This window comes from Zobellia alginiliquefaciens, from assembly GCF_029323795.1.
GTDB classification, from domain to species: Bacteria; Bacteroidota; Bacteroidia; order Flavobacteriales; family Flavobacteriaceae; genus Zobellia; species Zobellia alginiliquefaciens.
Genome location: NZ_CP119758.1, coordinates 2,200,232 through 2,224,412, shown reverse-complemented (window position 1 = coordinate 2,224,412; position 24,181 = coordinate 2,200,232). Strand labels below are relative to the sequence as shown.

The 24,181-nt window shown below is 38.8% G+C and carries 24 protein-coding genes; 13 read left to right on the top strand and 11 right to left on the bottom strand.

The window, feature by feature from the left end; all coding sequences use genetic code 11:
* The first annotated feature begins 55 nt into the window (after positions 1-55).
* Positions 56-433: a hypothetical protein gene (locus P0077_RS09435; protein WP_276168930.1), complete on the top strand. Its 378-nt coding sequence runs from the start codon at positions 56-58 to the stop codon at positions 431-433.
* A 78-nt stretch (positions 434-511) separates the two neighbouring features.
* Here P0077_RS09435 and P0077_RS09430 read toward each other — a convergent pair whose 3' ends face one another.
* From P0077_RS09430 to P0077_RS09415, 4 genes are all read right to left on the bottom strand, one after another.
* Positions 512-2,923 carry a TonB-dependent receptor gene (locus P0077_RS09430; protein WP_276168929.1) on the bottom strand — a complete coding sequence of 804 codons (2,412 nt, stop codon included), beginning with the start codon at positions 2,921-2,923 and terminating at the stop codon, positions 512-514.
* 1 nt (position 2,924) lies between these two features.
* Positions 2,925-3,644: a DNA repair protein RecO gene (recO, locus tag P0077_RS09425; RefSeq protein WP_276168928.1), complete on the bottom strand. Its 720-nt coding sequence runs from the start codon at positions 3,642-3,644 to the stop codon at positions 2,925-2,927.
* Between the two features lie 137 nt (positions 3,645-3,781).
* Positions 3,782-5,125 carry an NADP-specific glutamate dehydrogenase gene (gdhA, locus tag P0077_RS09420; RefSeq protein ID WP_276168927.1) on the bottom strand — a complete coding sequence of 448 codons (1,344 nt, stop codon included), beginning with the start codon at positions 5,123-5,125 and terminating at the stop codon, positions 3,782-3,784.
* Between the two features lie 86 nt (positions 5,126-5,211).
* Entirely contained in the window at positions 5,212-6,366 is a 1,155-nt protein-coding gene (locus P0077_RS09415; RefSeq protein WP_276168926.1) for a cystathionine gamma-synthase, read from the bottom strand.
* A gap of 85 nt (positions 6,367-6,451) precedes the next feature.
* Here P0077_RS09415 and P0077_RS09410 point away from each other — a divergent pair, with 85 nt between their 5' ends.
* Entirely contained in the window at positions 6,452-7,192 is a 741-nt protein-coding gene (locus tag P0077_RS09410) for a DUF3298 and DUF4163 domain-containing protein (protein WP_276168925.1), read from the top strand.
* A gap of 3 nt (positions 7,193-7,195) precedes the next feature.
* Here the strand turns inward: P0077_RS09410 and P0077_RS09405 are convergent, their stop codons facing one another.
* A complete protein-coding gene (locus tag P0077_RS09405) occupies positions 7,196-7,657 on the bottom strand; it encodes a DinB family protein (protein ID WP_276168924.1) in 462 nt (153 codons plus the stop codon).
* 86 nt (positions 7,658-7,743) lie between these two features.
* On the opposite strand from P0077_RS09405, the gene P0077_RS09400 reads away from it, so the two are divergent.
* Both P0077_RS09400 and P0077_RS09395 read left to right on the top strand, forming a co-directional pair.
* On the top strand, positions 7,744-8,097 hold the full coding sequence (locus P0077_RS09400) for an arsenate reductase family protein (RefSeq protein WP_276168923.1): 354 nt from the start codon (positions 7,744-7,746) through the stop codon (positions 8,095-8,097).
* Positions 8,094-8,996, top strand: a complete 903-nt coding sequence (locus tag P0077_RS09395) for a DMT family transporter (protein ID WP_276168922.1) — start codon at positions 8,094-8,096, stop codon at positions 8,994-8,996. The genes P0077_RS09400 and P0077_RS09395 overlap by 4 nt, the downstream gene beginning before the upstream one ends.
* On the opposite strand, the gene P0077_RS09390 is transcribed toward P0077_RS09395, so the two are convergent.
* Positions 8,971-9,447 carry an acyl-CoA thioesterase gene (locus P0077_RS09390; protein ID WP_276168921.1) on the bottom strand — a complete coding sequence of 159 codons (477 nt, stop codon included), beginning with the start codon at positions 9,445-9,447 and terminating at the stop codon, positions 8,971-8,973. The genes P0077_RS09395 and P0077_RS09390 overlap by 26 nt on opposite strands.
* A 124-nt stretch (positions 9,448-9,571) precedes the next feature.
* Here P0077_RS09390 and P0077_RS09385 point away from each other — a divergent pair, with 124 nt between their 5' ends.
* The 4 genes from P0077_RS09385 (at position 9,572) to P0077_RS09370 (ending at position 13,363) form a co-directional block, all read left to right on the top strand.
* A complete protein-coding gene (locus P0077_RS09385) occupies positions 9,572-10,546 on the top strand; it encodes an NAD(P)H-dependent flavin oxidoreductase (protein WP_276168920.1) in 975 nt (324 codons plus the stop codon).
* A 72-nt stretch (positions 10,547-10,618) separates the two neighbouring features.
* Positions 10,619-11,581 carry a YheT family hydrolase gene (locus P0077_RS09380; protein ID WP_276168919.1) on the top strand — a complete coding sequence of 321 codons (963 nt, stop codon included), beginning with the start codon at positions 10,619-10,621 and terminating at the stop codon, positions 11,579-11,581.
* 75 nt (positions 11,582-11,656) lie between these two features.
* Complete coding sequence (locus P0077_RS09375) at positions 11,657-12,142, top strand: c-type cytochrome (protein WP_276168918.1); 486 nt, start codon at positions 11,657-11,659, stop codon at positions 12,140-12,142.
* 105 nt (positions 12,143-12,247) lie between these two features.
* On the top strand, positions 12,248-13,363 hold the full coding sequence (locus P0077_RS09370; RefSeq protein WP_276168917.1) for a glycoside hydrolase family 88/105 protein: 1,116 nt from the start codon (positions 12,248-12,250) through the stop codon (positions 13,361-13,363).
* Between the two features lie 122 nt (positions 13,364-13,485).
* Here P0077_RS09370 and P0077_RS09365 read toward each other — a convergent pair whose 3' ends face one another.
* Positions 13,486-15,057 carry a SulP family inorganic anion transporter gene (locus P0077_RS09365; protein ID WP_276168916.1) on the bottom strand — a complete coding sequence of 524 codons (1,572 nt, stop codon included), beginning with the start codon at positions 15,055-15,057 and terminating at the stop codon, positions 13,486-13,488.
* Positions 15,058-15,284: 227 nt separating this feature from the next.
* A complete protein-coding gene (locus P0077_RS09360; protein ID WP_276168915.1) occupies positions 15,285-16,196 on the bottom strand; it encodes a nicotinic acid mononucleotide adenyltransferase in 912 nt (303 codons plus the stop codon).
* Positions 16,197-16,369: 173 nt separating this feature from the next.
* On the opposite strand from P0077_RS09360, the gene P0077_RS09355 reads away from it, so the two are divergent.
* On the top strand, positions 16,370-17,365 hold the full coding sequence (locus tag P0077_RS09355; RefSeq protein ID WP_276168914.1) for an NAD(P)H-dependent glycerol-3-phosphate dehydrogenase: 996 nt from the start codon (positions 16,370-16,372) through the stop codon (positions 17,363-17,365).
* A 104-nt stretch (positions 17,366-17,469) separates the two neighbouring features.
* Here the strand turns inward: P0077_RS09355 and P0077_RS09350 are convergent, their stop codons facing one another.
* The 3 genes from P0077_RS09350 to P0077_RS09340 form a co-directional block, all read right to left on the bottom strand.
* Positions 17,470-19,137, bottom strand: coding sequence for a glycerol-3-phosphate dehydrogenase/oxidase (locus P0077_RS09350; RefSeq protein ID WP_276168913.1), 1,668 nt, complete (start codon positions 19,135-19,137; stop codon positions 17,470-17,472).
* Positions 19,138-19,177: 40 nt separating this feature from the next.
* On the bottom strand, positions 19,178-20,659 hold the full coding sequence (gene glpK / locus P0077_RS09345; RefSeq protein ID WP_276168912.1) for a glycerol kinase GlpK: 1,482 nt from the start codon (positions 20,657-20,659) through the stop codon (positions 19,178-19,180).
* Between the two features lie 271 nt (positions 20,660-20,930).
* Complete coding sequence (locus tag P0077_RS09340; protein WP_276168911.1) at positions 20,931-21,284, bottom strand: hypothetical protein; 354 nt, start codon at positions 21,282-21,284, stop codon at positions 20,931-20,933.
* Between the two features lie 84 nt (positions 21,285-21,368).
* On the opposite strand from P0077_RS09340, the gene P0077_RS09335 reads away from it, so the two are divergent.
* The 4 genes from P0077_RS09335 (at position 21,369) to P0077_RS09320 (ending at position 24,131) form a co-directional block, all read left to right on the top strand.
* Positions 21,369-21,902 (top strand): CvpA family protein, encoded by a 534-nt coding sequence (locus P0077_RS09335; protein ID WP_276168910.1) that lies wholly within the window; start codon positions 21,369-21,371, stop codon positions 21,900-21,902.
* A gap of 176 nt (positions 21,903-22,078) precedes the next feature.
* Positions 22,079-22,498, top strand: a complete 420-nt coding sequence (locus P0077_RS09330; RefSeq protein ID WP_276168909.1) for a lipocalin-like domain-containing protein — start codon at positions 22,079-22,081, stop codon at positions 22,496-22,498.
* Between the two features lie 479 nt (positions 22,499-22,977).
* The gene (locus P0077_RS09325; protein ID WP_276168908.1) at positions 22,978-23,454 is read left to right on the top strand and encodes a CAP domain-containing protein; all 477 of its coding nucleotides are present in this window, start codon (positions 22,978-22,980) and stop codon (positions 23,452-23,454) included.
* Between the two features lie 137 nt (positions 23,455-23,591).
* Complete coding sequence (locus P0077_RS09320; RefSeq protein ID WP_276168907.1) at positions 23,592-24,131, top strand: 3-hydroxyanthranilate 3,4-dioxygenase; 540 nt, start codon at positions 23,592-23,594, stop codon at positions 24,129-24,131.
* The last annotated feature ends 50 nt before the right edge of the window (positions 24,132-24,181 follow it).

Genomic DNA, 24,181 nt, shown 5'->3' with positions numbered 1-24,181 from the left:
TAAACAAAACTTTAAACACAAAATCATGAAAAAACTAATTTTAGGTTCAGTTCTAATGCTTGCCCTAAGTATCTCTTTTGTTTCTTGTAGAGAAGCTGGTGATAAAGCAAAGAGTGCCACTGAAGAAGCTGGTGCTGCAATGGAGCAGGCTGGTGACGATGCTAAAGAAATGGGGTCTGACGCCATGGACAAAGCACAAGAGGCTGGTAACGACGCAATGGAAAAAGCTGAGGAAGCTGGCGAAGAAATCAAAGCTGATGCTGAAGATGCTGCTAACGATTTAAAAGATAAAGCCAACGAAGCTGGCGAAAACATCAAAGCTAAAGCTAACGAAGCCGCTAGCGATGTAAAAGATGCCGCCAACAAAGCTGCTGATGACGCTAAAGGCGCTGCCAACAGTGCTGCTGACAAAGCTAAAGCTGCTGTAAACTAATTTAAGATTGTTTCTTACACCCAAAGAACCCTGGCCATAATTGGTCGGGGTTCTTTATTTTTAGTAAGAGTCCCATCTCTAAAACTTATACCCCAACCCTACTATTAAATTAATTCCTGGAGCGGAAATTCCCGAAGAATAAGAACGGTACCGTTGATCCGTAATATTTTCAAGATTCAAAGAAACTTTCATAGCGTTTGAAACCTCATATTGCGAACGGAAATTTAGCGTATACCAAGATGGGGAATACGGATTTCCTTCAGCATTCAATGCGTAGATATAATCTTTACTACGTTCGGAAGCCGCCAAATCATCAAAGGGAATCTCTCCGTTATAATTCACGAACAAGTCGCTTCTTAGTCTCTGGTTCTTATAAACCAAGTGTAAATCTCCAAAAGTAGGGGCAACGTGTCTCCCGGGAGATTCGGTACCATCATCTTCCTCTTCAATGCCCTCGGTAATGGTTAAATTGGAAACAACCGAAACGTTATCCGTAAGAAAAGCTTCCAAACCAAATTCAAAGCCATAGACATACGCCTTTGCCGCATTCTGAATAGCCTGTACACTACTCATTTCGCCATTGTATAAAATTTCACTCTCCCCATTAAATAAGTAATCTCTGCGCACTAGAGCATCTACCAAATACGTATAGAATGCAGCACTTTTAAAAACCAGTTTGTCATTAAAGTTCTTCTGAACCCCTAGTTCTATATTGTACGCATATTCTGGCTCTAGGTCAGGATTAGGAACCACTACGGCACCAGGTTCAGAATCAAAAATCTTACCTACATCATCTACATTAGGTGCTCTAAAACCGGTTGAACCATTAAAGGTAATCTGCAAGTCTGCTTTCGGGAACCAACTAAAGCCTAGACTGCCCGTTAACGCGCCATTATTCAGATTGGCATCATCAAAAGGAAAAGGGTAATACGTTTTGTCAAAATCCGCATCAATCCACACATGGCTATACCTTAAGCCCGAAAGTAAAGTAAAGTTAGGTTTCGCCTTGTATTCTCCATTTACATAGCCTGCCAAGGTTTGCCAAATAGCTCCATCTGGATATCTGGAAGCTGTTCCCGAAACCAAATGAGTCTCAATATTTTCTTGGCTACCAACAGAACCTACTTTATTAAAAATATACTCGCCCCCATAATACAAACGTAAGTCGCCAATTTTTTTATTTTCAAAATCGATATTAGTGGAAACAGCATCTACTTTTTCTTCTGTTGAATATCTTACCACATCTTGAAAGCCCCTATCATTGCGGCTTTCTTCAAAATGCTGATAGGCAGTTGTTATCTTTAATCCATCATAAAAAATGCCTTTTCCTCTTTTTTTCATTTGTAAATTACCCATGAACCATTTCTGGGGTCCGTAAAACCATTCTGCCGAGCGTAAGCCTTCCCCCGAACCATCTGGACGGATTAAACGGTCATATCTAGAATAATCCGAAGTTTCCGAATAATGCAAGCCGAAATCATAGTGCCATGTATTATTGGGTTTATATGCTATTTTTTGCATTAAATTAAACTGATTGTACCCTGTAGGGTTCTGATTTTTAGCATTCTGGTTATCAACAAGAACATCCATTCCATTACCGGTAGATACATATTGATTTCTTAAGTATGAATCCGGACCGTGAGACCCCATCTTCATATCTTGAAAACTATTGTAGGTAGCACTAGTTAAAAAAGCCCATTTCTCTTTACCTAAATTGAAATCTACGTGAACCGTATTTTCCGTGTTTACCGAAGCAAACCTATAACTGGCATTACCCGAAAATGAAAGACTGTCAGAGGTGGAGAATTCGGCCTTTTTGGTATAGAAATTCATAACCCCGCCTATAGCATCACTACCATAAATAACAGAACCTGGCCCAAAAATAATCTCTGTATTTTTTACCGAATACGGGTCAATGGAAATTACGTTTTGCAAATTACCACCCCTAAAAATAGCATTGTTCATACGTACCCCATCTACGGACAAAAGCAAACGGTTGGTAGCAAAACCACGAATCATTGGGCTACCACCGCCCATCTGGCTTTTTTGAACAAATACCTTACCACTGTTTTGTAGTAAATCTGCTGAAGTTTGTGGACTGGAAAATGTGATGTCACGCCCGTCTATAACGGCAATTTTATTGGGAATATCTTTCTTTTGCTGCTCCCACTTGGAAACCGACATAACCACCTCGTCCAGCTCTTCCGCCTTCATGACCATATAAAACTGTCCGCCATGTTTTAAAATCTGTTCTTTGGTATTCTTTCTTAATTGGTAACTAAGGTGACGAAAAGTAATACGTTCCCCTGGATGAAAGAACTTTAAATCCGCATTGCCATCAAAATCCGTAAGGGCTGTCTTAGAGTGGTCATAATTATATATGGCCACATTGGAAATGGGTTCACGAGTTTCTACATCCAAAACCGTAATCTGTTGGGCAAATATGGACTGAACGCACAAAAAAATAAGTAAAAACAGAAACTTGTTCATACTAACTAAATACTTCGTTTAAGATAGCCAAGGATTTTGGTTTTCTAAATCCCTGTAAATGCAACTCATAGAACAATACTAACGATTGCAAAAGTTCTTGACGGTTGCTTTTATTCATTTTGATATGATGTATCTCATCAAAATTTATGCCCAAGAAGGTTTTAAAGTAATCAAGATTATCTCCTATTAGAATAGGATTCAGAGACGGTGTATTTGTAAACTCCCCTTCCTGCAGGTCAAAACTACTGGATTCCATCTCATTGGTATCAGGATAAAAACCCAAATAGCGCGTGAGTCGTATTAAAAAATAGATGTGGAAATTAGATATTTCATTTTGAGCATCAAGCCATTGTAACGAAGCTTCTATAAACTCAAAAAGCGCCGTATTGGCTTCCTCTTCATGGATGCTATTTGCTAACATCTCGGCAAGAAACAAAGTCATGGCATTTTTTGAAATATCGGAATGCAAGGCCTGATATGGATAGTTTATTTTCGCCTCTTTTATACTTTCCAAAGCCCCTTTATTCTTATGATTGGCAACTATTTCTAACTGGGTCAATGGTTGAAAGTAGGCCGTTTTTAACTTCCCCTTTTTAGAGGCCAGAACACCCCTTAACAAATATGATTTAACACCTTCAGATTCAGTAAAGGCTTTTACTATTAAACTTGTATCGCCATATTTGAGTGATGTAAGAACTATGGCTTTGGTAGTTACCTGCATGTTTAAGGTTGGACTTTACAACAAAGATAGCTTTAAATAGGAAAAGGTGGTTGATGGGAAATAAAGATCTACAAATACAAAAAAGACCTGAAGCTCAATAAGCTCCAGGTCTTCGGTATTTTCAATAATAAAATTTTTTATATCACACCTTGTGCTAACATGGCATCGGCAACTTTTACGAAACCGGCAATGTTTGCACCCTTAACATAATTACAGAAGCCATCTTCTTCTTTACCGTATTCAATACAAGAATCATGAATATCCTCCATAATATCCCTAAGTCGTTCGTCCACTTCTTCTCTGGTCCAGCTGATACGTAGAGAGTTCTGAGACATTTCAAGTCCTGAAGTAGCAACTCCACCAGCATTGGAAGCTTTGCCTGGAGCAAACAAAATTTTAGCGTCATGAAAAGCATGCACCGCATCTGCATCACAAGGCATATTTGCACCTTCCGCTACACACATACAACCATTGGCCAACAGTGTTTTGGCATCGTCTACCAAGAGCTCATTTTGAGTAGCACATGGTAGTGCTATATCGCACTTTACATCCCAAGGTGTTTTTCCTTGGTGGAATTCTGCATTTGTATACTTCTCTGTATATTCTGATATTCTTCCTCGTCTTTCGTTTTTCAACTCCATAACAAAGGCTAATTTCTCAGCGTCTATGCCATCCGCATCATAAATATAGCCGCCAGAATCCGATAGGGTAACAATTTTACCTCCCAATTGCAGTACTTTTTCCGCCGCATACTGAGCCACGTTCCCTGAACCGGAAATAACAACGGTCTTACCATTGAAAGATTCGTTTTTGGTTTTAAGCATACTTTGCGCAAAATACACCGTTCCGTACCCTGTTGCTTCTGGCCTAATTTTAGAACCGCCCCATGAGAGACCTTTACCAGTCAAAACTCCGGTAAACTCATTTCTTATTTTCTTGTACATACCAAATAGGAAACCTATTTCGCGCGCACCCACACCAATATCTCCAGCAGGTACATCTGTATTTGGACCAATATGACGACAAAGCTCCGTCATAAACGCATGGCAAAAACGCATCACTTCATCATCCGACTTTCCTTTGGGGTCAAAATCCGAACCTCCTTTTCCTCCACCCATAGGCAAAGTGGTCAAACTGTTTTTAAATACTTGCTCAAAAGCCAAGAACTTTAAAATACTAGCATTTACTGATGGATGGAACCGCAAACCGCCCTTGTAAGGGCCAATAGCTGAATTCATTTGAATGCGATATCCTCTATTTACATGTATTTCTCCCTCATCATCTATCCAAGCAACCCTAAATGAAATTAGTCGCTCTGGTTCAACCATTCGTAGCAAGATATTCTTACCGTTATATATTTTATGCTTTGCGATATATGGAATTACCGTTTCAGCAACTTCTTGCACCGCTTGAATGAACTCAGGCTCGTGCCCGTTTCTATTTTTGATTTCATCCATGAAATCTCTAATCTTACTATCCATAACGTGTTTTTGTTGAATTTTTATTATAACGGCAAAATTATGTTATTTATATAACTAAACAGCTCTTTTTCTAAAAATACACTAAACTAGCTTATTGCTTGCTCCAAATCAGCTATCAGATCCTCAATATCCTCAATACCTACACTTAACCGTATCAAAGCATCCACAACTCCACTTTTTTCCCTTTCCTCCTTTGGAATACTAGCATGGGTCATACTTGCCGGATGCCCAGCCAAACTCTCAACTCCACCCAAGGACTCTGCCAACGTAAATACCTTTAATTTTTCAACAATTTTAATGGCATCTTCATAACTGCTTCCCTTGGTCACAAAAGAAATCATACCTCCAAAACCGTTCATTTGACTTTTGGCCACTTCGTGATTAGGGTGACTTTCAAAACCGGGCCAATATACTTTCTCAATTTTTGCATGCTTCGCCAAAAACTTAGCGATTGCCTCGCCGTTCTCACAATGCCTTTGCATGCGTACATGAAGTGTTTTAATACCCCGTAATACCAAAAAACTATCCGTTGGCCCTAAAATAGCTCCGCTGGCATTTTGAATAAAATACAGCTCGTCCGCAATTTTCTTGTCCTTTACAATCAATGCTCCCGCAACAACATCGCTATGCCCGCCTAGGTATTTTGTAGCGGAATGCATTACAATATCCGCACCCAAATCTAATGGTGTTTGCAAATAAGGTGTAGCAAACGTATTATCTACAGCTAGCAACACTTTATGCTTTTTAGCCAATTGGGCAACCCCTTCAATATCAATAATGTTCATCATTGGATTTGTAGGTGTCTCTACCCAAATCAACTTTGTATTGTTGTTTATGGCAGATTCGATGGCATCTACATGCTGCATGCCAACAAAATTGAATTTGATACCATACTTTTCAAAAACCTTTTTAAACAAGCGGTAACTTCCTCCATATAGGTCATTAGTTGAAACCACTTCATCACCAGGACTCAATAATTTAATTACTGCATCCATTGCCGCAAGTCCGCTAGCAAAAGCCAGACCGTAACTACCGTTCTCTATACTGGCCAAGGAATTCTCCAAAGCGGTTCTGGTAGGGTTGGCACTTCTTGAGTACTCATACCCCTTATGCCCTCCGGGTGTAGTCTGTGCGTATGTAGAGGTTTGATATATAGGAGGCATTACCGCACCATAAGCTGCATCAGGCTTTTGCCCACCGTGAATTGTCTTGCTGTTGAATTTTAACGTTTTTTCGCCCATATTTTATATTTATTCGTAGAAATCTATCGTTATATTTGATATTGGATAATCCAGTATTATTTGTCTACCCCAATGACATTCCTCTATGAAAACCCAAGTTACTTATATCATTTTACTTTTAGCCTTAGTCGGATGCCAAAAAGAAAACAAACTGACGTTTGAGACCCTTAGCCTTGATGAGACGCGTTGTTCCGAATGTCCGAGCGTAGAAATCAATATTCCAAAGGCGATTGAAAATTCTAAAATAGCAACTTCCATAAATACGGCTATAGATGAAGAAATCATAGAAACCTTGAACTATGATGATGAAATTGAGACTTCTAGCATCAAAGAAGCCGTTAAATCTTTTAGCAATGGTTATTGGGAACTTAAAAAATTATACCCTGAGGAAACCACAAATTGGGAAGCAAAAATAGAAGGCAAGGTTTCTTATGAAGACCCAGACTTTCTAACTATTGAACTCAACTCCTATATTTTTACAGGAGGAGCACATGGTTATAGCTCCCAACATTTCTTAAACTTTGATAAAACGAAAGGGAAAGAACTTGAAAACTGGGAAATTTTTAAGGACCGAAAAGATTTTGAGAAATTTGCCGAACAAAAATTTAGAGACCAAGAACACATACCCCAAGATGGCCCAATTAACAGCACAGGCTTTATGTTCGAGAGTGATATCTTTTACCTCCCCGAAAATATTGGGTTCACTAAAGAGGGCATACGATTACTTTACAACCCTTATGAGGTTGCGTCATACGCAGATGGTCCAATTGTATTAACGCTTCCTTTTGAAGACGTTAAACCTTATTTGGTCAAAAAGAAATCTTAACTCTTATTTTCCAACAACTTTGAGCAATGAAATAATTGCCCCTGCATGTAAACCTTCGTGGTATGCCGTAAACGCAAGTGCATCTTCTACAGATTTTAACGTTACACCGGCACTAGTGGTATATTCTGAATATTCCTTAAAAAGTGCGGCTTCGTAATCTTCGACCATCCATTCTAAAGTAGAAATAAGAAAGTCTGCAACTATCATCATTTCTTCCTCGGTTGCGGTCCCGTCAGGCACTGTTCCTTTTTTAAATTTTTCGACCAACTCCTCCGAAACACGCATTTGAAGGTGACTAAACTTATACACTAAAACCTGAGGCGTAATTACGGTATGCGCTATATTCCACCAAATATTGTTATTAAAACTCTCTGGTATCTCAAGTAGTTGCTCCCTTGGGGTTTCTTCTAAGATTTTATATAATCGTTTTCTATTCTGTAAAATGACATCAAAAAGTTTTTCCAAAGCTATTTTGTTTTAAACTAGACCTTAAAAATAGTACAATTGAACTGAATTGGGTTTCTTTGCAAAGTGATTTTATGTTAAGAAAAATGAAAAAGATTTACCACCTCAGCACCTGTGATACTTGCAAACGTATTCTTAAAGAATTACAACCATTGGATGGTGTTGTTCTTCAAGACATTAAAACCGAAGCACTGACCAAAAAGCAGGTAGAAGAAATGCAAAAACTTGCAGGAAGCTATGAAGCTCTGTTTAGTAAGCGCGCTCGTCTATACAGGCAGATGGGCCTACATGAAACCCAACCTTCCGAAGATGAATTAAAAAATCTGATTCTAGAGCACTATACATTTCTCAAGCGACCTGTCATCCTAATTGATGATCAAATATTTGTGGGCAATAGCAAAAAAGTAGTGGAAGCTGCAAAAGAAGCCCTACACCATTGAGCAGGCGCACACTTGCCATATTAGCGGCCTTAGGAGCAACTATTATTTATGCACTAAACCATACCATTGCCAAAGGTGTAATGCCTAATTATGTTCAGCCTTTTGGCTTTATCATGTTACGCGTAATTGGAGCGGCCATACTCTTTTGGAGTATTTCATTTTTTGGACCGAAAGAAAAAATAGACAAAAAAGATTACCCCAGAATGTTCATTTGTGCACTCTTGGGTATGGGCCTGAACATGTTAGTTTTCTTTAAGGGGCTTTCTCTATCCACACCTATAAACAGTGCGGTATTGATTACAACTACACCAATAATTGTGGTTTTACTCTCGGCTGTTTTGATAAAGGAAAAAATTATTCCTAAAAAAATGGTGGGTATACTTATTGGTCTTTTGGGAGCACTTGGACTTATTTTCTTCGGAAGCGAAACAAGACAAGACGCTCCTAATATTCCACTAGGGAATTTTTTGATTTTTATGAACTCCGTTTTTTACGGTTCTTATTTAATCGGAGCAAAAACCTTAATCGCTAAATACCATCCGTTTACTTTTATGAAATGGTTATTTACCATAGGCATAGCCATCTGTCTTCCTTTTGGGTACCAAGAACTTATTGCAATTGACTGGTTTAACTTACCGTTTGAAGCCCTTTGGAAAATTGCTTTTGTTGTTTTGGGAACGACGTTTTGCACCTACCTATTTAACATCTTTGCACTCACACAGCTCAAAGCTTCTACGTTAAGTGCTTTTGTATACATACAACCGCTCATAGGTATCCTTTTTGCTGTTGCTACAGGACAGGACAAGCTCACCACCCTTAAAATAGTAGCGGCTTGCCTCGTATTCTTAGGTGTGTACTTGGCCAGTAAAAAGCCTAAACCAGATCCTTTGGAGTCCTAGCGTACTTTCTGGTGTCCTCTTTGCTTAATACCCTATAGCCTTCAGGTTTTTCAATAACATTGAATTTAGCCAGAAGATCATTGGGCAAACCTGTAAGTTTTCTTGCCTTTAAGTCTATCCAGGCACCCATCATTTCACAGTGGGCAAAGTTTCGCCCTTTGTAATCGTAAAAATTATGGTGAAACTCAAAAAATTGTCCATCTTCGCTCATGCCCATTACTTCCATAGAAACCTTTACCGGTCTTCCAGGAAAAGCTTCTTTGAAATAGTACATATGCTCGTAAAAAACAACCGGTCCTATTTCCTTTTCCAGTAGCGTTTTATGTCCAAAACCTATTTCCGATAAAAAGCTCATACGAGTGTGGCTCATAAAGTTTAAATAGGCAGAATTGGCCAAATGTCTATTCGCATCAACATCGCTCCAACGTATTTCAAATTCTTTTAGGTACATATTCCAAAAATTAATATATTATGCATGCATAAGAATAACAAAAATACTATAGTTTTGATAATAGGGTAATTTATACCCTTAAAAATTTATAGTTAATACTAATCTCAACTAAACATTTCCTAATATGAGCACAAAACCTTCATTTATAAACGACTTGGCGCTACCTGCCATTGCCGCCCCCATGTTTTTGATTTCAGGGCCAAAACTGGTAATTGAATGTTGTAAAAATGGTATCGTTGGCACGTTTCCGGCTTTGAACCAACGTACTAGTGAAGGTTTTGAAGAGTGGCTCATAGAAATTAAGACCGAACTTGAAAAATTCGAAAACGAAACTGGCAAAAAACCTGCACCGTTTGGTGTTAACCTTATCGTTCACCCAACCAACCCAAGACTAGAAGCGGACGTAAAACTTTGTATAAAGCACAAAGTCCCGTTGGTAATTACCTCTTTAGGTGCCGTTTCCATGGTTGTAGATGCTATTCATAGTTATGGAGGGCTCGTATTCCATGACATCATAAAAAAACGTCATGCCGAAAAAGCTCAAGAAGCTGGCGTAGACGGGTTAATCCTAGTTGCAGCTGGTGCAGGAGGCCATGCAGGAACTATAAACCCAATGACTTTAGTTGCAGAAATAAAAAAATTCTTTCATAAGACCATAATTCTTTCCGGTTGTATCAGTACGGGACGCGATATTGCCTCCGCCCTGCAGATGGGTGCGGATTTAGCCTATATGGGTACACGCTTCATCAATACCGATGAAAGTAAGGCCACCTCTGATTACAAGAAAATGATTATTGATGCCGGAGCAAATGATGTGGTGTATACCGCTTCTATTTCCGGAGTACATGCTAATTTTCTTGGAGCTAGCCTAAAAGCTGCCGGAATTACGGAGGAAGACCTAAAGAAAGATACTAAAATAGACTTTGGAAAAGAGCTTGATACCGAAGCCAAAGCATGGAAAACCATCTGGTCTGCCGGCCAAGGTTCTGCCTTAATCGACAATTCCATTCCTGTGACGGAACTTGTTTCCAATTTGAAAACAGAATTCAGGTCAGCTATTGAAAGTCATATTATGATTTTGGAAAAATATCCAAAATAAATAAGACCGAACAAGACGTTGTCTGTACTTTTATAAAATTATAAAGCTACCCAAAACGTCATTTTTTATTTTATGCCTGTATTACCTTCTGACTACAACCCTAAATTCATATTCAAAAACGGACACCTATCTACCGTATATTCCGGTCTTTTTAGACGGATAAACGACCTGGAACAACAACGCGAACGTCTTGAACTAGAGGATGGTGATTTTATGGATTTGGATTGGAGCTATTCGAAGACCAAATCCGAGAAAGTAATTATTCTCTTGCATGGCCTAGAAGGAAATGCGCAGCGCCCCTATATTACGGGAAGCGCCCAAGTTTTTAACACGAACGGAGTTGATGCCTGCGCCGTAAATTTTAGAGGGTGTAGCGGAGAAACAAATCGTCTTTTTCGTTCGTACCACTCCGGTGCAACAGAAGATTTGGATGCTGTGGTGCAGCATATTCTAACCAAACGGAAGTATTCAGAAATCTATATTAAAGGTGTGAGTTTGGGCGGGAACATGGCCCTGAAATATGCTGGCGAAAGAAAAATACTTCCTCCTGAAATCAAAGCTGTGATCGGGGTTTCAGTACCGTGCAACCTCCATAGTTCACTTAAAGAGTTATTGTCCGCAAAAAACTATCTCTATGCCAAGCGGTTTAAAAAACATTTGGTGAGCAAACTGTGTAGTAAAGTTGAATTGTTCCCTAATAAAATTTCAAAAAAAGACGTTCTTGCCATTAAGACGCTAAAAGATTTTGATGACATCTACACAAGCAGGGCGCACGGTTTTAAAAATGCCATAGATTATTACGAACAATGTAGTTGTAGACCGTTTTTACCTCATATTAAAATACCTTCTCTTATCATCAATGCTAAAAATGATTCCTTTTTGGGCGAGGAATGTTACCCATACACAGAGGCGGAGGAAAATCCGCAACTTTATTTCAAAGTGCCTAATTTTGGTGGGCATGTAGGCTTTGTAGCACCTCTAAACCTTTACTATTCCGAAAAATCAGCAATTAAATTTGTACAAGACATGGTTTAATTTTAGTGAATCGTTATATTAGCATCTCGAACAAAAAGCCCTTAACTCGGCTCGAATATTGAAATAAAGCATAAGATGAAAAAATTATTAAGCGTATTGGCACTTGGTGCATTGCTTGCCAGCTGTGGCGAAGAAAAAAAGGAAGAAAAAAAGGGTGGTTTTGAAATGAACAGAACTAAGACCGAAACTAAATCCGTAGAAGCTAAATCGGAAGGTGTACCGGTTGATATGGATAACCAAGGAGTTGGGCCATACAAAGACATTTCTTTTGATGCCGATATTGATTCTGAAATGGCCGCTGCCGGAGAAGCTAAGTTTAAAGCGGTCTGTACCGCTTGCCATATGGTAGACAAACGATTAATTGGTCCTGCTTTAAAAGGAGTTTATGAAAGAAGAAGTCCAGCATGGGTTATGAATATGATTGCCAACCCTGATAAAATGCTTAAGGAAGACCCAATTGCACAGGCACTATTGAAAGAATACAATAACGCAATTATGCTAAATCAGAATCTTTCTGAAGAAGACACAAGAGCCGTTGCAGAGTACCTTCGTACGCTTTAATAGTCAATAATTTTATATAAATATGCCGTTATCCTTAAAAATAGGGATGACGGCATATTTTTTTTGAATATATTCGTAACTCTCAACCCTCTTAAAACTTTTATTTTGAAATCACTACACTCATTTATTATTGCCTTAATTACAATTACGTGTGCGAGCACGGCTTATTCGCAAAAGATTAAACCCAAAAAAGTAAAGGAAACCATGCAACGCGTTGCAGATTGGCAAATCGAAAATTTTGATGGTCTGTATAGCGGACATAAAAAACCGCATCACCCGTTAGACTGGACGAATGCCGCCCTCTATGTAGGTATGGTAAAGTGGGCGGCTATGGCCGAAGATGATACCTATTACGAATGGTTAAAAAATATTGGTGAGGAAAACGAGTGGCAACTACATAGAAGAAAATATCATGCGGACGACCATGCTGTGGGCCAAATGTATATTGACCTTTTTCGTAAATACAATGATGAAAAAATGATTGCTCCTACCAAAGAACAATTCAATTATATTATGTATCACCCTTCACAAAGCGCTTTGGAATGGAAAACACCATATCACCAAGACCGTTGGAACTGGTGTGATGCCCTTTTTATGTCACCACCGGTTTGGGCAAAGTTGTACAAAGAAACGGGAGAGAAAAAGTATCTAGACTTTATGGTATCCGAATTTAAAGCCTCTACAGATTTTCTCTTTGATAAAGATGATAGCCTTTACTACCGCGATGAAAGGTATTTTGATCAGTTGGATAACGGTACAAAAATATTTTGGTCTCGTGGCAACGGATGGGTGTTTGCCGGGCTTACCAACATCATGAACGAATTGGACCCAAAAAGCGAAGAATACGCCTATTTCTTGGACATCTATACCAAAATGGCGAAAAAGCTTCTTGAGATTCAAACTGAAGAAGGGCATTGGGCCATGAGTCTTTTAGGTCAAGAGTTTTATCCTACTCCTGAAACAAGTGGTTCGTCATTCTATGTTTACGGGTTAGCATGGGGTATAAACAAAGGTATTTTGGACAAGGACACCTACGAGCCAGCTGTTAAAAAAGGGTGGAATGCAATGGTAGGCCATGTAACTAAAGACGGCATGCTAGGCTATGTTCAACCTATTGGGGCCGCACCGGGCAAAGCTTGGCCCGATAAAACGGAAGTATATGGAACGGGTGCGTTTTTAAGCGCTGGCTCCGAAGTTTATAAACTTTACGGTGGCGAATAATTGACCACTATTTCCAAGTTGTAGCGGTGCGCTTCAAAGAGTTTAAAATTTTCTTTAAACCATCTACTTTAAAATTCTATAAGAACTATAGCATTATAACGGTAGGAGCGCATCACTATATGTTACACCTTATCCGTAACTACTTTGTAAGTAGGATCCTCTAGAACGTTTACATCAATAATATCAATAGCATTCTCTAAAAGGCGAATACAATCTTTACTTAAATGCCGTAATTGAACTTTCTTTCCTTGCTCCGCATATCGCTCTGTAATCCTATTTAAAGCTTCAATTGCGGACATGTCCGAAACTTTACTTTCTGCAAAGTCAATTATTACTTCATCCGGATCGTTCAGCACATCAAACTTTTCATTAAAAGCAGTTACCGAACCGAAAAACAAAGGACCATAAATTTCATAATGTTTAACCCCATTTTCGTCTATACGTTTACGCGCTCTAATACGCTTCGCACTTTCCCAAGCAAATACCAATGCAGATATTATAACCCCTATTAATACGGCTAAAGCTAAATTGTGCAATAGCACGGTAATTAAGGTGACCAATATCATTACAAAAATATCCGGCTTAGGCATTCTTCGTAAAGCCTTAAAGCTTGCCCACTCAAACGTACCAACGGCGACCATCACCATTACCCCTACCAATGCGGCAATTGGAACAAGTTCTATGACCGGAGCACCGAACAGTATGATCAATAATATAGTGAGTGAAGCAATTATTCCCGACAATCTTGCCCTAGAACCTGCTGATAGATTGACCAAAGTTTGCGCAATCATAGGACATCCGCCCATTCCTCCGAAAAATCCGTTCAGTATATTTGCTCCTCCCTGTGCCAAACACTCTCTATTACCACTCCCTTTGGTTCCAGTAATTTCATCTACCAGGTTCAACGTAAGCAAACCTTCGGTTAGTCCAACTGCTGCCATGATCAAACCATAAGGTAAAATAATCTTAAAGTCTTCCAATGTAAAGGAGATATCGGGTATGTGGAATGAAGGCAGAGACCCACTAAGCGACTTGAGCTCTTCTCCTGGCAAGGTATCTTGATTAATAATATGTACCACCTGTTTGGTATCAATATCAAGAACATACACTATTATAAATACTACGATAATTCCGATTAAGGAAGACGGAACCGCTTTGGTAAACCTGGGGACAAAAACGATAATCGCGATCGTAAACAATACTAGGCCTAACATGGTATATAATGGCGTACCTGAGAGCCAAACTGCAGCATCTCCCGTCCCCATTTTAAATTGGTCCATTTGTGCCATAAAAATAATGACAGCCAAACCATTAACAAACCCGAACATTACGGGTTGAGGAACTAAACGAATAAACTTACCAAGCTTTAACAGACCTACTATCATTTGAAAAACACCTGCCAAGGCAACTGCTGCAAAAACATATTCCAATCCATGAGAATTCATCAGTGCCATCAATACCACTACCGTAGCACCGGCCCCACCGGAAATTAGCCCAGGTCTTCCTCCAAAAATCGATGTAACCAAGCCCATTATAAAAGCAGCGTACAAACCTACTAATGGCGAAAATCCGGCAAGAATCGCAAACATTAACGATTCTGGTATCATCGTCATTGCAACCGTTAATCCCGCTAATATTTCATTTTTATAATCGACCTTCTGATTAAAATCGAACAAATTCAGATACTTCTTCATGGCATTGGGATTTTAAGCGTGCAAAAATACGTCAAAATACCCTATATGCCATAGGGTTAGCAACTAAAAAGACCGTGCGGAGGTGCTACGGACCACATTTCTACATCTCTTGTAAATAAGAAAAGGGTGGGATATGTACGGAAGCTCTTCTAAATGTCTGAAAAAAAAACCGCCCAAAGCATTGCTGCAATGGGCGATTTCTAACTAAATAACCAACCAAAAAACGTTTATATATCTCTACTTCTTTTCACATTCATGAAGGGATTAGAAGTCTTTTTTCTCTTTTTTTCTACTGCGCCTTTTCCGGCTTTTAAATACTCTTGATAACCTTTTCCGCGGAACTCATACACTGTTCTACTGCTGGGATGATAAAGCTCAATAGTACTCTCATTAATAACGTACAATTCAAAGTAATCATTGCTCGATGAACGGTAGTCCAGTGTTAAAGTTTTGAGCATTTCATCGTCTGCAGTGTCGTACACCGAGTAATCACCCTCAAAATCCCATTGAAGGTTTACAAGAGGTGTTCCAACTTGATCAATAGACGACCTAAAATTGTTAGGATTAAACTGCAAAAAGTTCTCATTATCGAACTCATTCAAGGCTCCTTCTAGACTTGTATATGATTTTTCCCAAGCATTATACTCTTGTAAAAAGTAATGGATATTCTCATAAAACAACATATCATAATCAAAATTACTAACCTGATACCCCTTTAAATAATATGATGTATCCGAACGTGCATCATATAATTCTATAGTATTCCCGCTTACGGCAAATACATCTAAAAACCATTCTCCGTCTATATCATGATCTATATCTACCGATCCACGAACTGTATTGTAATAGCCCACATCAATACCAAAACCATTTCCTGTTTTACCAATGCCCACTATATTATTATTGGCATAAAATATACCCCTATCAAAAGATACCGTAAAGGCACGTTGTAAAAAAGGAACCTCCCCGTTGCCCGAAGTAGCATTGATATCTACATACCAAAGGTCATATGACTGCAATACTTGGCTTGTATTATAAACAGGTTCATCTATATAATCATCTTCAACAATAACCTCAGTATAACATGAGGTCATTAAAGTGGCCGCAAAAATTGTTGTTAAAAGTAGTTTTGTCTTCATAATGATGGAATTACAATTCTTACTATGTAAAACAAGCACCGTGCCATTATTCTTAACCAACTATTAATCAGTCCTTAAGGTTTCGGTTTTAAAATTAACTAGTTTTGTACTGATTGAAACTCCAATACCTACAACCAACCATTGAACAGTAATTAGACATCTATTATAGTGCTATGACCCAAAAATTTACAGTATTAGGAGGCGGTAGCTGGGCTACAGCCATTGTGAAAATGCTTTGTGTAAATCAAGAAAAGGTAGGTTGGTACATGCGGAATTCAGATGCCGTTGGTTTTATCAACATTCAAAAACACAACCCCAATTATCTTACTTCGGTTACTTTTGACACCAACAAATTAGAACTTACCGATGACATCAATAAAGCGGTAGATAATTCTAATATTTTAATATTTGCCATTCCATCCGCATTTGTGGAAGGTGAGCTCAAAAAAATTACTACATCCTTAGAGGATAAAATTGTGTTTTCTGCCATAAAAGGAATTGTTCCCGAATCCGGATTAATAGTTGGTGAGCATTTTCATGAAAAATATAACATCCCTTTTGAAAATATTGGCGTCATTACCGGACCCTGTCATGCAGAAGAGGTTGCCTTAGAGCGGTTATCTTATTTAACCATTGCTTGTGCAGATACGGAGAAAGCAACTTATGTTGCCAAAAATCTAAGTAGCGATTATATTAAAACAAAAGTTACCGAAGATATTATAGGTACTGAATATGCGGCAATGCTGAAGAATATTTATGCCATTGCTGCAGGTATTGCCCACGGACTGGGTTATGGGGACAACTTCCAAAGCGTACTTATGAGCAATGCCATTCGCGAAATGAAGCGTTACACCAAACGCATCCATAAAATAGACCGTAATATTAATGAATCTGCCTATTTGGGCGATTTATTGGTTACCGGTTACTCCACATTTAGCCGTAACCGTATGTTTGGAAATATGATTGGGAAAGGGTACACCGTAAAAAGTGCTCAGATGGAAATGCGTATGGTTGCCGAAGGGTATTACGCTACCAAAAGTGCCTATGCGATCAAATCCAATTTTAAGAAAAAAGTGAAAGTTCCTATAATAGACGCGGTATACGCGGTTCTTTACGAAGATAAAAGTGCCAAAAAAGTCTTTTCGGCACTGACAGACAAGCTGGATTAATACTTATTTACCAAACGGTAGAACAAAAAATCGGCCCGTTTCTTTGGAAAACGGACCGACTTATCACTCAACATTAAATTTTTACAATTTCACCCGGTTGCGAATTATACGCGATCTAGGGTGAAGTTGGAGTGGTCATCTAATTCTTTCATTAGGATTTCTCTCCATTCAGCAACCTGAGCGTCATCAACAGTAAAGATGGATTTAAACTCTTCCAATATAGGTTCCATTAGGGTGCGTATACTATCAATATCAAAATACAATCTACCTGTTCTACGGATAAAGAAATCCATTGGGTTTTGTACCATCTCAAACTCAACGCCAAACTGAAGTTCTGCTTTTGCCATACGGACATATTTATCCGCATCTTTTAAAGTGGCGTAGTTTTCTAGTATCATTTCCGTCTGTTTACCGTAATTGGTAACCAAGAACCAAGCATCATGTTTAGAGAAACCATCAGATTTAATACGGCTATAAACCTCAGCAATATATTTTTCTACGTGTTTGAATTTTTTGAAATCAACATTACCACATAAGAATATTTTTTCTGTGTAACATTCTTTCAACTGGGTACCGTCTTCCTCTTCCATTTTCTTGGCGATACGATCAACAACACGTTCAGCCATTTTACGGTAGCCCGTAAGTTTCCCTCCTGCAATGCTAATAAGCCCCGTATCAGAAGTGAAAATTTCATCCTTTCTGGACAATTCAGAAGCAGATTTCCCTTCTTCATGAATTAACGGACGTAAACCTGCCCACGAAGAAATGATGTCATCCATTTCTAAATTAATGCTCGGAAACATATTGTTCACAGCTGAAATTAGATAGATGGCATCTGCCAAATCTGTACGAACATTATCTTTATCCTTATTGAAATTGGTATCCGTAGTACCTACATAAGTAATTTTCCCACGAGGAATGGCAAACATCATTCTACCATCTGGAACATCAAAATATACCGACTGTTTTATTGGTAATTTTTCTTTTGGAAATACTAAATGTACCCCTTTGGTTAAATGCAACTGCTTTCCTTTCTTAGAGTTATTGGTACTTCTAAGCTCATCTACCCACGGGCCAGCCGCACTGATTACGTATTTAGATTTAATACTGAATGTAGCACCGCTAACTCCGTCTTTTACTTTAACCCCTGCCACTTTATCGTCTTCATAGACAAAGTCCTCCACAGAAGCGTAGTTCAAAGCCTGTGCGCCAAATAAAAGACTAGATTTAATATTTTCAATAGTTAAACGTGCATCATCTGTACGGTACTCCGCATAATATCCCGCACCTTTTACTATTTTTTTTGGAAGTAACGGCTCTAATTTCATAGCCTCTTTCTTCTCCAGCATCTTACGTTTGTCCTCTCCGGTAACCTGGGCCAAAATATCATACACCTTTAACCCAATTGATGTTAACCACTTTCCGTACGAACCGTTTTCAATAAGCGGTAACAACATTTTTTCGGGCAAAACCAAGTGCGGTGCCAGTTTATGAACAATTGCTCGCTCCGACCCTACTTCCTTCACCAGCCAAAAATCAAACTGCTTTAAATAACGCAATCCGCCATGAATTAGTTTTGTAGACTTGCTACTGGTACCGGATGCAAAATCGCCTTTTTCCACCAAGGCTACTTTCAATCCTCGTGAGGCTGCATCTAGGGCAATTCCACCTCCTGTAATACCACCGCCAATTACAACCAAATCATAAGTGTCATTGGTTAGCTCTTGTATTGTTTTCGCCCTATCTAAATTAGAGAACCTAATATTTTTCATAGCTTTTTTGTGTCTTTCTATGTACCGTTATTACTATCACTTATTTATCATCCCAACCTTTGGTACGCTCAACGGCCTGTTTCCATTTTTTATACAGACGTTTGCGCTTTACGCGGTCAAAGGTAGGCTTAAAGATTCTGTTCATTGGCCTATTTTGGTCAACATCTTCCTGTTTCCAAAGCCCTACTTGAATACCCGCTAAATAAGCGGCTCCCATAGCGGTAGACTCAATTACTTCTGGTCTATGCACCTCAGAATCCAATATATCTGCCTGAAACTGCATTAAATGGTTATTGGCGCATGCCCCGCCATCTACACGAAGGTTCTTCAATTGAATTTCGGAATCGTCTTCCATTGCTTTTAAAATATCCTTTGTCTGATATGCCAAAGACTCTAAAGTCGCTTTTGCCAGATGAGCCTTACCTGTATCCCGTGTTAATCCAAAAACAGCACCTCTAGCGTACATATCCCAATAAGGAGCTCCCAAACCAGCAAAGGCAGGCACCACATAGACCGGATTTTCACCTTCTACAGAATCCGCCAAAGCCTCGGTTTCAGATGCGTTCTCAATTAACTCCAACCCATCGCGAAGCCATTGAATTGCCGCTCCGGCAATAAAAATACTCCCTTCAAGAGCATAGTTCACTTTACCATCTAATCCGTAAGCAATGGTAGTAAGTAGTCCGTTTTTACTGAACTGAGGAGTTTCCCCCGTGTTCATAAGCATAAAACAACCGGTACCATATGTATTTTTGGCAGTACCCTTCTTAAAACATGCCTGCCCGAAAAGTGCTGCTTGTTGATCACCAGCAATACCTGCAATAGGTATTTTCTTCCCGTTTATCTCGTAATCGCCAAAATGGTGCGCAGATGGTTTAACCTCTGGCAGCATCAACTTAGGAATACCAAGCGCTTTTAACATCTTATCGTCCCATTTCAGGTTAACAATATCATAAATCATTGTACGGGATGCGTTGGTATAATCCGTTACATGATTAGCACCATTGGTCATGTTCCACACCAACCACGAATCAACAGTACCCATAAGCAAATCACCATTCTCTGCCTTTGCACGAGCACCTTCAACATTATCTAAAATCCACTTTACTTTGGTTCCGGAAAAATAAGAATCAATAACCAATCCGGTTGTTTTACGGACGTGCTCCGTTAAACCGGTCTTTTTTAAATGCTCACAGATATCCGCCGTGCGCTTATCTTGCCACACAATAGCATTATAAACAGGCTCACCTGTAGTCTTGTCCCAAACCATTGTGGTTTCCCTTTGGTTGGTTATACCTATACTTACAACATCCTTAACATCTACTTTTTCCTTTTCTAGCAGTTCACTTAAAACTCCCATTTGAGTTTCTAGAATTTCTTTTGGGTCATGTTCTACCCAACCTGATTTTGGAAAAATTTGCCGGAACTCCTTTTGAACCATGCCTTGAATTTGGCCCTCTTCATCCACAAGCAAAGCACGTGAACTGGTAGTTCCTTGATCTAACGATATTATGTATTTCATATAATAAGGGTTTAAGGCTAGAACCACACACAAAGTAGCATAGTGTAGCACAGCAAATATAAATAAATATAAGGAAATAATTACATAGCGAAGAATCTATTTTTCGCTTCTCCTTAAATACCAAAAAATATGAAGTTACAGCACGACAAACCCAATACACCGAATAGGGCAGTTTCATTCTAACAAAGCTATTAGCCTTACCTTACTAGCGTACTAAACAGTTAACGAAGCAAGATACTCCGGATTAAACTCACCAAAAGTTACCAACTGCCTAGATATATTCCTTATCTAAAAAATATCCTACAATAGCCTCCTTCATAAGTACGGATTGCTCCCCAGCCTTTAGTGCCGGTAGTTCTTCTTTAATCTTATAGTGAGGCCAGCCTTCCTCATCAAAAAACTCAAACTCATAGTAGCCATAGGGTTCTAATAAACGACAAATAGCGATATGCATTAGATCTAATTTATCGTTCTTTTTATATTTTCTATGGTATTGGCCCAATTCCTGAACCCCTACCAAATAAATAATTGCGTCTAGTTCTAATATATCCCCACCAGCAAACTGGTTAGATAACTTATCCACTAGCACATTCCATCTCTCTTTTAACTCTTCGTCTCTTGCCATTAATTCTATTGCGTTTTTCCGCCAAATGGATATAAGTGGCAAAGGTACAAATCAAAATACTACTTTTGTGTAAAGACATCGATCATGAGCTTCTTAGATATTATTTTAGGACTACTTCTTTTATATGGACTTTGGAAAGGTCTAAAAAACGGACTTTTTGTAGAACTTGCCTCCATTGTTGCTCTTATTGCAGGAATTTACGGAGCCATCCATTTCTCATACTATGCAGGCGATTATCTTTCTCAAAACATGGAATGGAATGAACGGTATATTAATATTGCCGCTTTTGTAATAACTTTTATAGTCATTGTTCTTGCGGTACAATTAGCTGGAAGATTCCTAACCAAAATTGCCAATTTTGCAATGTTAGGTCTATTAAATAAAGTTGCAGGTGGAATTTTTGGCGTAGTCAAAGTAGCCGTAATCTTGGGAGCCTTACTCATTTTCTTTGAACGAGTAAACAATTCAGCAGGTGTGGTCAAAGATGAAACCATGCAAGAATCCGTGCTTTACGAACCCATTAAAGAAATTGGTGCTTTTATTTTTGACAAGGTCCTTAAAGAAGAAATAAACCCTAAAGGCGAAGTAGAAAAACAAACACTACAGGCAAGCAATTGAAACACTTTGGCCGAGCATTAAACCTGAAAGTACTTGTACCAATTACCTAGACCAAGTATATAATACTTGATAAATCATCTTCATCTTTAAAAGATGGTAGTTCCTCTAAAACATGGCCTCTCATGTAATTTCTACAATTGAGGGGCGTTTTAGTATATCACCAAATCAGTTTAAAAATGAAAAAACCTATTCTATTATTGTTTTTGGCCGCAGGCTGCATTGCAACTTCGTGTAAATCCGACGACTCCGGTGAAGATGGGGATTTAATGGGAACTTGGTCTTATATTGCATATATAGATTCTGATGGCGAAGAGCCTTCCAATGACTGTGAAAGCATGGATATTCTCCGGTTTAAGGACGGGAATGTTTTCGATTATGAGTTCCACAGTACGGATAATTCAAACGGTGACTGCATAGAAGGCACTCACAATTCCGGCTCTTGGACTTATTTGTTCAATAGAAAAGTTCAATTGGATTATGGCCTGAACGGAGATTCAAACATAACCATTGCCAAATACAAGGTTTCTGGAGATATTCTAACCCTTACTATTGATGAAGATAATGGTGAATATCAAGAAAAATATAGGAAAAACTAAATGATACTTCTAACATCCAGTACAAAAAAAGACCCGTTACAAGGGTCTTTTTTTGTACTGGATGTTATCTATCAATTGAACGACTTGCCCATTGGTCTTTGGTAGAGAACGAAAAAATGGGGCGACCTACATAAAGTAGCTTTTCGCACAAATCTATTGGTTAAAGCAGAAATCACGGAACGGTTTCCACTGAATTACAATAGACACAAAACCCATAACTACAGGAACAAAATAGAATGATTATTGTTTGACGTGAAAAGTAGGATACAAATCTAAAAACCCACGTACGGTTTGACCTACAACACCTTAACAGAAACGTGTATTTCATCGAAAATTAAAAATTATAAACCCGAGTAAGCAATATATTTTAGATATTCGCCTCAGAACGATTCCCCTGATCGATTCATAGAACACGAGAACACCCCACTTTTCTCTCCTACTTTTTTTTAGAACACGCCTACTTACAAATAGAACTTTGTATGAAAATGAGAATGACCTATGTCGCCCTCGTTTTATTTGTATGTACTTTGGCCTCTTGTAGCAAAGAGTCTGTGGCAACTGCAGATATAACCGAGAAAGAAAACGCAGAAATCGTAGAGAAAGAACTTCTTGAGGCCGTTAATGGACACCGGCTTTCTATAGGAAGAAATTCACTGGAATTTAGTTCAATAGCATATATACATGCTAATAAACACACGGATTATATGATTGCCAAAGGCGCCCTGAACCACGATAATTTTAGTGCTCGCGCCTCTGAAATATCTTCCGTGGAAGCCGCTGAATTTGTTGCTGAAAATGTAGCAAAGGATTATACTACCGCTTCTGAAGCCCTTACCGGCTGGCTAAACAGCAGCAACCATAAAGAAACAATGGAGGGCGAGTTTACCCATACTGCGGTAAGTGTAAAAAAAGATAGTGAAGGAAAACTCTACTTTACACAAATATTTTTCCGCTAGTCTAAAACGTTAAAGTACACTATCTGTAGCCGCACGCTAGTAATAGAACTTACTTTTTCATAAATTTGAGATGAAATGACCCCCTTTTACACATGTGCAAAGCATGAGTAAGAGGCTGTGGTCGTAAATGTCGAAAAATGTCAATAAAAGCCCCTTTTAATCTCAATCGTTGGATAGAGGAAAATAGAAACACGCTTAAACCTCCCGTAGGCAACAAAAACCTTTATAAAGATGCTGGAGATTATATTGTAATGGTAGTTGCAGGTCCCAATGCAAGAAAAGACTATCATTATAATGAGACCGAAGAGCTTTTCTACCAACTAGAAGGAACTATTGAAGTTCACATTCAAGAAGAGGGTCGTAAGAAAACAATGCAACTTGGCCCTGGAGATATGTATTTGCACCCCGCAAAAATCCCACATTCACCCGTGCGTCACGAAGGCAGCATAGGCCTTGTTATTGAAAGAAAACGAGCCGACATGAATGTAGACGATGGCTTACTCTGGTTTTGCGATAATTGCAACAACAAGCTATATGAAGCCTATTTTACCCTAAATGACATTGAAGTAGACTTTTTAAAGCATTTCAAGCATTTTTATGGTTCGGAAGAACTGCGCACATGTAATAATTGCGGTACCGTAATGCCCGTTGATAAGAGATTTGTAGGTAGTGAGTAAACCGTATTAATTTTTAAAATAAAAAAATCACCGTTCTTTGGAAATAGTAC